This window comes from Nonomuraea sp. NPDC049504, from assembly GCF_040676845.1.
Taxonomy (GTDB): Bacteria; Actinomycetota; Actinomycetes; order Streptosporangiales; family Streptosporangiaceae; genus Nonomuraea; species Nonomuraea salmonea.
Window position 1 is genome coordinate 1 of record NZ_JBFAPT010000017.1, and the last position, 11,671, is coordinate 11,671.

The 11,671-nt window shown below is 70.1% G+C and carries 13 protein-coding genes and 1 tRNA gene; 10 read left to right on the forward strand and 4 right to left on the reverse strand.

Annotated features, from left to right (window positions below):
- The first annotated feature begins 234 nt into the window (after positions 1-234).
- Positions 235-1,158 (forward strand): alpha/beta hydrolase, encoded by a 924-nt coding sequence (locus tag AB0K28_RS29405; RefSeq protein WP_364376399.1) that lies wholly within the window; start codon positions 235-237, stop codon positions 1,156-1,158.
- 40 nt (positions 1,159-1,198) lie between these two features.
- Here the strand turns inward: AB0K28_RS29405 and AB0K28_RS29410 are convergent.
- A tRNA-Gln gene (locus AB0K28_RS29410) sits at positions 1,199-1,270 on the reverse strand.
- Positions 1,271-1,436: 166 nt separating this feature from the next.
- On the opposite strand from AB0K28_RS29410, the gene AB0K28_RS29415 reads away from it, so the two are divergent.
- A complete protein-coding gene (locus AB0K28_RS29415) occupies positions 1,437-3,407 on the forward strand; it encodes a M3 family metallopeptidase (RefSeq protein WP_345389191.1) in 1,971 nt (656 codons plus the stop codon).
- 132 nt (positions 3,408-3,539) lie between these two features.
- On the opposite strand, the gene gltX is transcribed toward AB0K28_RS29415, so the two are convergent.
- Together gltX and AB0K28_RS29425 are read right to left on the reverse strand one after the other, a co-directional pair.
- Positions 3,540-4,913, reverse strand: a complete 1,374-nt coding sequence (gene gltX / locus AB0K28_RS29420) for a glutamate--tRNA ligase (RefSeq protein WP_364376402.1) — start codon at positions 4,911-4,913, stop codon at positions 3,540-3,542.
- The gene (locus AB0K28_RS29425; protein WP_355428339.1) at positions 4,906-5,682 is read right to left on the reverse strand and encodes a fumarylacetoacetate hydrolase family protein; all 777 of its coding nucleotides are present in this window, start codon (positions 5,680-5,682) and stop codon (positions 4,906-4,908) included. Before AB0K28_RS29425 ends, gltX begins: the two co-directional genes overlap by 8 nt.
- Before the next feature lie 175 nt (positions 5,683-5,857).
- Between AB0K28_RS29425 and AB0K28_RS29430 the strand changes: the two genes are divergently transcribed.
- Genes AB0K28_RS29430 through AB0K28_RS29460 form a run of 7 tightly spaced genes read left to right on the forward strand, consistent with a single transcriptional unit; the run spans position 5,858 to position 9,183 of the window.
- A complete protein-coding gene (locus AB0K28_RS29430) occupies positions 5,858-6,382 on the forward strand; it encodes an Asp23/Gls24 family envelope stress response protein (RefSeq protein WP_364376405.1) in 525 nt (174 codons plus the stop codon).
- Positions 6,379-6,948, forward strand: a complete 570-nt coding sequence (locus AB0K28_RS29435) for a hypothetical protein (protein WP_364376408.1) — start codon at positions 6,379-6,381, stop codon at positions 6,946-6,948. The genes AB0K28_RS29430 and AB0K28_RS29435 overlap by 4 nt, the downstream gene beginning before the upstream one ends.
- Positions 6,945-7,133: a hypothetical protein gene (locus tag AB0K28_RS29440; RefSeq protein WP_364376411.1), complete on the forward strand. Its 189-nt coding sequence runs from the start codon at positions 6,945-6,947 to the stop codon at positions 7,131-7,133. The genes AB0K28_RS29435 and AB0K28_RS29440 overlap by 4 nt, the downstream gene beginning before the upstream one ends.
- Entirely contained in the window at positions 7,130-7,492 is a 363-nt protein-coding gene (locus tag AB0K28_RS29445; RefSeq protein ID WP_345389197.1) for an Asp23/Gls24 family envelope stress response protein, read from the forward strand. The genes AB0K28_RS29440 and AB0K28_RS29445 overlap by 4 nt, the downstream gene beginning before the upstream one ends.
- Entirely contained in the window at positions 7,489-8,187 is a 699-nt protein-coding gene (locus tag AB0K28_RS29450; protein ID WP_364376414.1) for a DUF6286 domain-containing protein, read from the forward strand. Before AB0K28_RS29445 ends, AB0K28_RS29450 begins: the two co-directional genes overlap by 4 nt.
- Positions 8,184-8,771 carry a hypothetical protein gene (locus tag AB0K28_RS29455; RefSeq protein ID WP_345389201.1) on the forward strand — a complete coding sequence of 196 codons (588 nt, stop codon included), beginning with the start codon at positions 8,184-8,186 and terminating at the stop codon, positions 8,769-8,771. The genes AB0K28_RS29450 and AB0K28_RS29455 overlap by 4 nt, the downstream gene beginning before the upstream one ends.
- A 16-nt stretch (positions 8,772-8,787) precedes the next feature.
- Positions 8,788-9,183, forward strand: coding sequence for an antibiotic biosynthesis monooxygenase (locus tag AB0K28_RS29460; RefSeq protein WP_345389203.1), 396 nt, complete (start codon positions 8,788-8,790; stop codon positions 9,181-9,183).
- Between the two features lie 65 nt (positions 9,184-9,248).
- Here AB0K28_RS29460 and AB0K28_RS29465 read toward each other — a convergent pair whose 3' ends face one another.
- Positions 9,249-9,908, reverse strand: coding sequence for an HD domain-containing protein (locus AB0K28_RS29465; protein ID WP_364376419.1), 660 nt, complete (start codon positions 9,906-9,908; stop codon positions 9,249-9,251).
- 161 nt (positions 9,909-10,069) lie between these two features.
- Here AB0K28_RS29465 and AB0K28_RS29470 point away from each other — a divergent pair, with 161 nt between their 5' ends.
- Complete coding sequence (locus tag AB0K28_RS29470) at positions 10,070-11,662, forward strand: heparinase II/III family protein (protein ID WP_364376422.1); 1,593 nt, start codon at positions 10,070-10,072, stop codon at positions 11,660-11,662.
- Positions 11,663-11,671 lie beyond the last annotated feature (9 nt).

Here is an 11,671-nt window from a genome sequence, read left to right on the forward strand (position 1 = left end):
GCCTGTGGAGCTGGTGTAAGACCTCAACGAGAGTTCCTTTCTCGGGCGGGCGACCGGCGGTGAAGCAGGAAGCCTCACGGGCGACCGTGGGAATCTCCCTCGTTCACGAGGGGGAGGAGGTCAAGGGGTTGAGCTTGGCATGGCATCGACCGATCGGTTGATGGCCGGCGTCCACCGGTTCTCGGGCCGGGTGGGCGATGTGGGGACACCGGCGCCGGCGCGAGCATCGAAGGCATGAACACGACCCGCAGAACCGCTCTTCAGCTCGCCGCCGCCGGTGCCGGCGCCCTCGCCTCCACGGCGGTGGTCAAACCCAGGAAGGACGTCACCACGTACGTCTTCGTCTCCGGCTCGAACGGGGTGGCCACGGCCGACCCCGAGCTGACGTTGCGCGGGCACCGCTCCATCGGGGTGGGGCTGCCGGGGCACGGCCCCGAGGAGCAGTTCGTCCGCGCCTACCAGGCGCCGCAGGACCTGGCGGCGCTGGCCACGCTCAAGTCGCCGGTCGCCGGGGTGACGCTCGACGACTACGTGGAGGCGACGGTCAAGGTGGTGCGCCAGGTGGCGGAGCACGGGCCGGTGATCCTGGTGGGCGGCAGCCTGGGCGGCGCGACGATCACGAAGGTGGCCGACGCGGTGCCGCACCTGATCGACACCCTCGTGTACGACGCCGCGTACTGCTGCACCCGCCTGCGCTCCCCCAACGACTACGTCGCCACCCCTGAGGGGAAGACCAGCCTGGCGGGCAGCCTGGTGAGCGGCATCGTGGCCGACCCCGCGGTGATCGGGGCGCTGCGCGTCAACTGGCGCACCAACGACCCGGAGTTCCTGGCCGCGGCCAGGAAGACGTTCATGGCGGACGGCACCGAGGGCGAGTTCCTGGCCCTGCTGAACGCCCTGCTGCCGGACGAGAGCATGCAGGTGTCGTCCGCCGACGCCCGGGGCCGCAAGGAGCGGTGGGGCAGGGTGCGCCGGGTGTACATCAGGCACACGAAGGACCGGATGATCCCGCTCGCGCTGCAGGACCGGATGATCAGGGAGGCGGACGCGGCCACGCCGGGCAACCGGTTCGAGGTTTTCTCGGTGGCCGCCGCGCACGCGCCGACGGCTCGGGCGTACAAGGAGATCTCGGAAATTCTGCATCGGCTGGCGAAATGAAAAAAACGGACGCCTCACCAGGGAGACATCCGTTCATATGCTGGGGTACCAGGACTCGAACCTAGACTAACTGAACCAGAATCAGTCGTGCTGCCAATTACACCATACCCCACCGCTGCGATCTCCTCGCGGAGCGCGCTTTGGCGACGTCCGAAAGAATAGCCCAGCTCCGGGGCTAAGACCAAAACGAATGTCCCGGCCCTCCTCCACTGCTCCCACCGGGTCCCCGTCCGTGCCAAGCTGAAGGGGACAAAACACCACGTGGAGGAGCCCAAGCGTTGGCCGAGAATCCGTTCTTCGCCCCTAGCGATCTGCCGTACGAGCTGCCGCCCTTCGCCGCGATCCGGGAAGAGCACTACCTGCCCGCGTTCGAGCGCGGCATGGCCGAGCAGCTCGCGGAGGTCGAAGCCATCGCCGGCAGCAGCGAGCCGCCGACGTTCGACAACACGATCGCCGCTCTCGAACGGTCGGGCAGGATCCTCGACCGTTCGGCCACGGTCTTCTTCAGCGTCGCCGCGTCCAACACCACGGACGGCATCATGGAGATCGAGAAGCAGATCTCCCCGCAACTGACCCGGCACAGTGACGCCATCCGGCTGAACCGGCCGCTGTGGGCCCGCATCAAGCAGGTCGCCACGGAGGACCCCGAGGAGTCGTGGCTGCTGGAGAAATACCGCCAAGACTTCATCAGGGCCGGCGCCGACCTGTCCGAGCCCGAGCAGGAGCGCCTGCGCGCGCTCAACGAGGAGCTGTCGCGGCTGTCCACCGAGTTCGCGCAGAGCCTGCTCAAGGCGACCACGGAGTCGGCGCTGGTCGTGACGGACCCGAAGGAGCTCGACGGGTTCGACGAGGCCAAGATCGCGTCGCTGCGCCAGGACGACGGCACGTACGTCCTGCCGCTGCTGAACTTCACCGCCCAGCCGAGCCTGTCCCAGCTGACCGACCGTGACGTGCGCCGCCGCCTGTACGAGCTGAGCGTCGGCCGCGCCCCCGGCAACTTCAAGCTGGCGGCCAGGATGGCGGCACTGCGGGCGGAGCGGGCGCAGCTGCTCGGGTTCCCGACGCACGCCGCGTACACGGTGGCCGACCAGACCGCCAAGACCGTCGAGGCGGTCGAGGAGATGCTCGGCCAGCTCGTCGGCCCCGCCGTGCGCAACGCGAAGAAGGAGGCCGAGGCGCTGGCGGAGCAGGCCGGCTTCCCGATCGAGCCGTGGGACTGGCCCTACTACTCCGAGAAGGTGCGCCAGGCGCGCTACGAGTTCGACGGCGCGGCCATGCGGCCGTACTTCGAGCTCAACAGGGTCTACCGCGACGGCGTGTTCTTCGCGGCGACCAAGCTGTACGGCATCACCTTCGCCGAGCGGCCCGACCTGGGCGGCTACCACGAGGACGTGAGCGTGTTCGAGGTGTCGGACGAGGACGGCGGCCCGCTCGGGCTGTTCGTGCTCGACCCGTACGCGCGGCCGAACAAGCGTGGCGGCGCGTGGATGAACAACCTGGTCGACCAGTCGTTCCTGTTCGGGCTGAAGCCGGTCGTCATCAACAACCTCAACGTCACCAAGCCGGCCTCTGGGCCGACGCTGCTGACGTACGACGAGGTCAGCACCGCCTTCCACGAGTTCGGCCACGCGCTGCACGGGTTGTTCTCGCAGGTGCGCTTTCCCCGCGTGTCGGGCACGAGTGTGCCGCGTGACTTCGTGGAGTATCCGTCGCAGGTCAACGAGATGTGGGTGACCTGGCCCGAGGTGCTGGCCAACTACGCCAAGCACTACGAGACGGGCGAGCCGATGCCGGCGGAGCTGGTGGCGAAGCTGGAGGCGGCCGAGAAGTTCAACCAGGGCTTCCAGACCGTCGAATATCTGGCCGCCACGCTGCTCGACTGGGCCTGGCACAAGCTGGCGCCCGGCGAGACCGTGGACGACCCTGAGGCGTTCGAGGCCGCCGCGCTGGAGGCGGCGGGGATCGCGTTCCCGCTGGTCCGGCCGCGTTACCGGACCAACTACTTCGCGCACATCTTCTCGGGCGGCTACGCGGCCGGCTATTACTCCTACATCTGGAGCGAGGTGCTGGACGCGGAGAGCGTGGAGTGGTTCAAGGAGAACGGCGGGCTCACCAGGGCGAACGGTGACCACTTCCGCCGTGAGCTGCTGTCGCGGGGCGGCAGCATCGACCCGCTGACGGCGTTCAGGAACTTCAGGGGGCGCGAGGCCGGCATCGGGCCGCTGCTGGCCCGCCGCGGCCTCGTCTGACACGGCCTCGTCTGACACGGCCTCGTCTGACACGGCCTCGTCCGACGTCGCGCATGCGAAACCGCCGCCCGGGTCGCTTCGACCCGGGCGGCGGTGACGTTCAGCCGCGTGAGCGGCCTGCGCTCAAAGCCCTCAGCCGCGCAGGCGGGCCAGGGCGGCGCGCAGGCGCTCCTGCGTGCGCTCGCGGCCCAGCACCTCGATCGACTCGAACAGCGGAAGTCCGACCGTACGGCCGGTGACGGCCACCCGGACCGGGGCCTGCGCCTTGCCCAGCTTGAGCCCGTGGGCCGTGCCGACCTCTTCGAGCGCCTGCTTGAGCGACTCGGGGTCCCAGCTCACGCTCTCGAGGCGGTCGAGGTAGCCGGTGAGGATCTCTTCAGGGGCGTTCTTCATCGCCTTGTCCCACGACGCCTGGTCGAAGACGGGCTCGTCGAGGAAGAGGAAGTCGACGTTCTGCCGGATCTCCGACAGCACCGCGATGCGGGTCTGGGCCAGCCCGGCGACCTTGCTGAACAGCTCGCGGTCCCACGACGGGTCGAGGTAGGGGGCGCAGCGCTCCTCGAACGTCTCCAGCGGCAGCGCCCGGATGTACTCGCCGTTGAACGCGCGCAGCTTCTTCTCGTCGAAGAACGCGCTGGCGGAGTTGACGTCCTCCAGCCGGAACAGCGGGGCCATCTCCGACCACGGCATGATCTCGCGGTCTTCGCCGGGGCCCCAGCCGAGCAGCATGAGGTAGTTGACCATCGCCTCGGCGAGGTAGCCCTCGTCGCGGTAGCTCTCCAGGGCGACCTTGTCGCGGCGCTTGGACAGCTTTTTCCGCTGCTCGTTGACGATGACCGGCAGGTGGGCCCAGACCGGCGGGTTGGCGCCCAGGGCGGGCCAGAGCAGCATCTGCTTGGCGGCGTTGCCGAGGTGCTCCTCGCCGCGTACGACGTGGGTGATGTTCTGGGTGATGTCGTCGACCGCGTTGGCCAGCACGTAGAGGGGCGAGCCGTCGGTGCGGGCGATGACGAAGTCTTCCTGCGCCTCGTTGGGGAACTCGACGTTGCCGCGGATGCGGTCGGCCACCACCGTGACACCCTCGTCGGGCGTGCGGAAGCGGACGGCGCCCTGCGTCAGGCCGCGCTCACGGCAGAAGCCGTCGTAGCCGCGGTGCTCGGAGCCGGTGCGGGCGACCAGCGTCTCGCGGGTGCAGTCGCAGTAGTAGGCCCGGCCGTCGGCCAGCAGCTTGGCCACCGCCTCGCGGTGCTGCGGCTCGTAGGCCGACTGGAAGTAGGGGCCTTCGAAGACGGGGTTGGTGCCGTTGATGCCGATCCAGTCGAGGGCGGAGATGATGCCCTCGGTCCACTCGGGGCGGTTCCTCGACGCGTCGGTGTCCTCGATGCGCAGCACGAAACGGCCGCCCGACTGCACGGCCAGCGCCCAGTTGAACAGCGCGGTGCGGGCGCCGCCCACGTGAAACATGCCGGTTGGGGACGGGGCGAACCGCACCCGTACTTCAGTCACGGGAGACCACCTTGTTCGTGAGTGTGCCGATGCCTTCGATGCCGACGCTGACCTCGTCGCCGATCTCGAGGGGGCCGACGCCCGCCGGGGTGCCGGTCAGGATGACGTCGCCGGGGATCAGCGTCATGACCGCGCTGACGTAGGCGACCAGCGCCGGGATGTCGTTGATGAGCTGGCTCGTACGGCCGCTCTGCCGGATCTCGCCGTTGACCGTGGTGGTCAGCGCCAGGTCGCTCGCGTCGAGATCGGTCTGGATCCACGGCCCGAGCGGGCAGAACGTGTCGAACCCCTTGGCCCGGGTGAACTGCACGTCCTTCTTCTGCAGGTCGCGGGCGGTGACGTCGTTGGCGCAGGTGTAGCCGAAGATGACGTCCTTGACCCGCTCGACCGGGACCTCGCGGCAGAGGCGGCCGATGACGACGGCCAGCTCGCCTTCGTAGTCGACGCGGTCGGACAGCGACGTGGGGTAGGCGATGTTCTCGCCGTGGCCGATGACCGTGGTGGACGGCTTGATGAAGATGAGCGGCTCTTCCGGCACCTCGTTGCCCAGCTCGGCCGCGTGCTCGGCGTAGTTTCTGCCGATGGCGACCACCTTGCTCGGCAGCATCGGGGCCAGCAGTTTCACCTGGGACAGCGGGAACCGCTCGCCGGTGAACTGCACCTGACCGAACGGGTGACCGGAGATCGCGGAGACGAACTCCTCGCCGGGACCGCCCTCGACCACGCCGAACGAGACGCCTTCGCCTGTGGAGAACCTCGCTATACGCACCCGTCAAGGCTATCGCCGCCGCCGGCGGGGTCCGCCCACCTCGGGATCGGCTGCCCACGACGGGTCACGAACTGTCCATTTATAGGCCCCAAGTCCGTCTTATCAGGCTTCGGTCGTACAGAGGGGGTTATGTCGCCTTATGAGAGATAACACCTTGTGTGGGGGGTGACGGATCGTGTCTGACACGATGTCCGGCCGGCCGGGTACGGCCGGCGGCGCGGCGACGGTTCCGCGGGCCAGGACGCAGGAGAGCGTGCCGGGCGGCGCGACCTCGCTGGTCACGGAGAAGGGCACCACGAGCATCGACGACGGGGTCGTCGCCAAGATCGCCGGGCTCGCCGCCCGGGAGGTGTCGGGCGTGCACGCCATGGGTGCGGGCGCGGCACGGGCGTTCGGCAGCGTACGGGGGATGGTCGGCGGGGACCCGAACGTCTCCCAGGGCGTGTCGGTCGAGGTGGGCGAGCGCCAGGCGGCCGTCGACCTCGATCTGGTCGCCGAGTACGGGACCGCGATCCCCGAGCTGGCGGCGGCCGTCCGCAAGAACGTGATCGGGGCCGTCGAGCGGATGTGCGGCCTCGAGGTGACGGAGGTGAACATCAGGGTGGACGACGTCCACCTTCCCGACCAGGACCGAGGCAGAGACACCGACCGCTCCCAGGACCGTGGCAGCGACGCGGACCAGGAACCCCGCGTCCGATGACCCCGTCCCCACCCGGCTCGGCATCGGACCCGCCAGGGACGGCCGATCCCACAGGCGCGGCCGACCCCGCGGCCGACCCCGCGTCCGGCTCGGCCGGGACGGCCGGTTCCACGGGCGCGGCCGACCCCGCGTCCGGCTCGGCGGGAACGGCCGGTCCTACGGGCGCGGCCGGCTCCACGCCGGACCCGGCCGGGGCCTCCGGTGCCGTGGGGACGGCGGGGAGTGGCGGGACGAACCTTCCCTCCCCGTCTGGCGCTGCGGCTGCGGGGGCGGCGCCTGGGGCCGGTGAGGAGGAGGTCGCGCGGGACCTCGCGGAGCGGGTTCGTGCCTGTGACGGGGTGGTCCGGTTGTCCGGGGGGTCGTTCGGGACGGTGGCGACGTATCTGCCGGGCGAGCGGCTCGTCGGCGTGTCGGTGCGGGATCGGGCGGTCGAGGTCGCCATCGTCGCCACGCTCGGCAGACCGCTGCCCGAGACCGCCGACGAGGTGCGGCGGGCCGTCGCGGACCTGGCCGGTGACCGTCCCGTGCACGTGCGGGTGGACGACATCGTCGTGGAGGGAACATGAACAACAGTCAGTTGACGCCGCTCGTCGGCATGGCGGTCGGCATCGCGCTCGGGTTCGCGGGGGCGTTCGGGGGGCTGGGCGCGTTCCTGCTCGTCCTGGTGCTCGGCGCGATCGGGTTCCTGGTCGGCCGGATCATCGAGACCGGCGAGATCAACCTGTCGGGTCTGACGGTGAAGCGGAAATGACCGTACTGTCCACCGTTCCCGCGCAGCGTCCCGCTCCCCCGCCGGCTCCCGAGCTGCGCGGGCGCACGGAGATCTCCGACCGGGTGGTCACCAAGATCGCCTGCCTGGCGGCTAGGGAGGTGCCCGAGGTGCGTGACGTGCAGCTCCGTACCCTGCCGTGGGCGCGCCCGTCCGGCGGCGAGGTGCACAAGGGACAGACCACGCTGCGGCTCTCGGTCAGCGTCGCCTACCCGGCGCCGCTGCACGCGGTGGCGGCCCGGCTCAGGGAGCACGTGACCCGCCGCGTCGCCGCCCAGACCGGCCTGAACGTCACCCGCCTCGACATCACGATGACCGACCTGGGCGGTGACCTGCCATGAGCGGCTCAGACCCGGAGATCTGCGCCATCCCACCCGACCCACCCGGAAAGGGCAACATTTCCGGACAGCCCAGCGAGCAGGGACACCTTGGCGATGGGGAGTCAAGCGCCGTGCCGGCGGGGGCGCATCGGGCGGGGGTCGAGGTGCCGCCGTCGAAGGCCGCTGATCGGGCGGCGGTGCGGGCGTTCCGGCCGGCTCGGAGGGTTCCCGCCATTGTGGTGGCGGTGCTGCTCGCGGTGCTCAGCCTGCTCGCGTTGCTGGAGATCGTCTCTGGGCTGGTCGGCAGGCCGTTGCGGTGGATTCCGTACGACAGGATGCTGGCCTGGGCGTCCACCACCTCTTGGTCGGATCCGCTGGCTCTGCTCGGTGCGGCGGTCGTGACGTTGATCGGCGTCGCGCTGCTGCTGTTGGCGCTGGTGCCGGGGCGGCCTCGGATGGTGCCGGTGCGCAGCGGTGACCCTGATCTGATCATCGGGCTGCGGCCCAGGAGCGTGGCCCGGGCTCTGGCGCATGCGGCTGAGCAGGTGCCTGGGGTGCGGTCGGCGCGGGGGAAGCTGCGCGGGCAGACGTTCGCGGTCACGCCCACCACGTACGGCGGGAACGTCGATCAGGACGTACGCGGCGCCGTGCTGAGCAGGCTCGCCGGATACGACCTGGTTCATCCCTACCGGGTCGCGGTCAGGGGGCGACGATGAACGCGCGGACCCGGCGCGGCAACCGGCTCGGCCTCGGCCTGGTGGGGCTGGTGCTGACGCTGCTCGGCGGCGCGGCGCTGGCCCGTGGGCTGGGCATGTTCCCGCAGGACTGGGCCCCGGCGCGGACCCCGATCGTGGACGGCTACGTGACGGGGTTCTTCGCCCGTGGCGGCCCGGCGCTGTGGTGGCTGGCCGCGCTGGCGTCGCTGGTCGTGGCGGTGCTGGCGGTGCGCTGGCTGCTCGTACAGGGTCGCAGGCAGACCCACCGTACGCTGCGCATCGAGGACGGCCCCAGCGGCGTCACCGAGATCTCGGCGGGCGGGATGGCGCAGGCGGTGGCGGCGGACGTGGCGTCCAGCCCCGCCGTGCTGAGCGCCGACGCGAACCTGGTGGGCCCGCCCGCCAGGCCCGAGGTACGCCTGCGGGTCGTCGCCGACGAGTCGGTGCCGATCGCCGAGCTGAGCCGGCACCTGTCGGCCGTGGCGCTGCCGCACATGCGCGACGCGCTGGACCGAGACCGGGTGCCGGCGGTGGCCCGCGTTAGCCTGGAGCCCTCACCCGCGCCACACCGTGACGTGCGCTGACGAGAGGGGTCCTGCGATGTCCATCGTGAAGATCAACGTGCTGACCGTGCCGGCCGAGATGCGCGAGGAGCTCGAACGCCGCTTCGCCGGCCGCGCCGGGATGGTGGAGGCTGCCGACGGGTTCGAGTGGTTCGAGCTGCTGCGTCCTGTGGACGGGACCGAGCGCTACCTGGTCTACACCCGCTGGCGCAGCGAGGAGGACTTCGAGAAGTGGCAGCAGGGTGAGGCGTTCCAGCGCGGCCACGCCCAGGCCGCCGGCGAACGCCCCACCGGCCCCGCCGCCCAGGCGTCCGCCCAGGCGTCCGCCCAGGCACAGGGCCACGGTCATGGGCACGGCCACGGCGGCCCGGCCGCGACCGGCTCCGAGGTGTGGACCTTCGAGGTGGCCGAAAGCGCCGGCCCCAAGGCTTAGCGCCCGCGCCACCTCACGAAGACCCCCGCGGGAAGGCCCGCTCCGTGTGGCGCGGGCCTGGGCGGTCAGCCGTCCAACGGGTTGTGGATGATGCGGTCGACGATGCCGTTGCGGACGAAGCGGGCCGCGAAGCTGGACGGCTTGCGGGCGCCCTGGTCGGCGACGCACACGCTGAACTCCTTGGCGATCTCCAGCCGCGGATAGCGCTCCAGCACCTCCTGCCGCACGAGGGCGGGGATGTCGGAGGTGTTGCGACCCGAGATGTCCATGCCGGTGGACAGTTCGAGCAGGTGCCCCTCAGGGTCCTCCTCCACGGGTACCTCGTCCCACATGTGCCGGACGATCACCTCGGCGGCCCGGTCGCGCCGCTCGGGCGACCAGCCGGCCCCCGCGCAGAACGCCCAGGCCACGTGGCCGCCGGCCTCCTCGTACGGGACGGTGTGGCTGTCGTACTCGGCGACCAGGCCGATGTCGTGCAGCATGGCGGCCACGTACAGCAGCTCCGCGTCGAAGGCGATGCCGTTGTCCTGCGCGTACGCCGCCGCCCACAGGTAGGCCCGGATGGAGTGGTTGAGCAGAGAGGGCGAGTGGTAGCGGGTGGCCACTTCGAGCGCGCCCCGGCAGGCGGGCGTGTCGGGTATCACCAGGTCGTCGAGTTTCACATGCACCAGCATGCCGTGCCGGGCGATGCCGGTGGAGCATCGGGCGGCTAACAAATGGGGCATTCGGCTTGACCCTATGATCGTGGGTTCGAAAGCATGTCCCGCCCTCATCGTTTTGTCCGGAAGGAACTGGCGTGCGCCGGCTCGCGATACCCCTTGCCCTCACGCTCGCATTAGGAGCCTCGGCGGGCCCTGCCCAAGCCGCCGAGACGGTGAAGGACACGGTGAAGGACACCGTGAAGGACACCGTGAAGGACAAGGTGACTCGGACGGCCGAGTGCCAGGGCGACTGGCTGCCCGCCACGCCGACCGCCGAGGACGTCATGAAGGGCGAGATCTCGCTGGTCGGCCTGCCGGCGTACCAGCTGGGCAAGAAGATCAAGTGGACGGCGAGCCCGTACCGCAACCGCTCATGGGAGTACGTCTTCCAGTCGCTGCGCTGGATGGGTTCCCTCGTCGTCCAGTACGAGAACACCGGCGAGCAGCGCTACCTCGACCGCGCCGTCGAGATCACCAAGGACTGGGTGGCACACAACAAGTACGGCGCCCGCGGCACCCCCTCGTACGTGTGGAAGGACCACCCGGTCTCGCTGCGCACCCAGCCGCTGCTCTGCCTGAGCCGGCACGTGAACGAGAAGTGGCTCAAGGACAGCCTGGCCGTGCACGCCAAGCTCCTGGCGAACCCGCGGCTGTACAAGAAGGGCCACAACCACGGCATCGACCAGGACATCGCGCTCATGGGCATCGGCTGCCGCTTCGGCCGCAAGGACTGGGCGAACCTGGCCGCCAAGCGCCTGACCGGCACCGTGAAGCTCGACGTGGACGCGCAGGGCGCGCTGATGGAGCAGGCGCCGCGCTACGCCGTCTACGTCTACGGCCGCCTCCAGGTCGCGATGACGAACATGAAGGCGTGCAAGCGCAAGGTGCCGGGCGAGATCTCCCGGCGGACCGAGGCGCTGAAGGACTTCATCGCCCACGCCACGATGCCCAACGGCTACATGGCCCCGCTCGGCGACGGCAGCGCGGAGACCGAGCCCAAGATGGAGACGGGCACGCCGAAGCAGGAGGTCAAGACCTACAGGGCCGGGTACGTCTTCGGCCGCACGAAGTGGGACGACCCCGAGTCGGCGTACTACTCGATCAGGTTCGGCCCCGGCATGAAGTTCCACGGCCACGAGGACCACCTGGGCGTCACCTATTACGCGCAGGGCCGCGACATCCTCATGGACGGCGGCTTCCACTCCTACGAGAAGAGCTCCTACCGCTATTGGACGCTCTCCCCCGAGGCGCACAACGTCCCGACGGTGGTGGGCGCCCGCTTCCGGCCGCGCACGGCCAGCAAACTCGCCAAGACGTCGTACGGCAAGGACCGCCAGGCGTTCCGGCTGACCGACAAGGCGTACGGGGTGAGCCGTACCAGGTCGGTGCTGGTCGACCACGGGGACGACCTGATGGCGGTGTACGACGCGGCCTCGGGCGGCAAGAAGGTGCGCAACATCTGGCGCTTCGCGCCCTCGCTCAAGCTCATCTCGAAGGGCGGCGGCAAGGTGGTGCTGGGTGACGGCAAGTTCAGGGTGACGCTGCTGCAGCTCGACTCGTCGTGCTCCCGGGTCGGGGGGCAGAAGGTCGAGCGGGGCGGCAAGCTCGGCTGGGTGTCGCCGGCGTACCTGTCGAAGCAGCGGACCAACGTCGTCGTCTCGCCGGCCGCGAAGTCGCTGCTGACGGTGATCGTGCCGGGCACCGACTCGCCGAAGGTGTCGTGCTCGGGCGGCAAGGTCAAGGTGAACGGGGTGTCGTTCGCGGCCAAGGTGCTCTGAGCGTCGGGC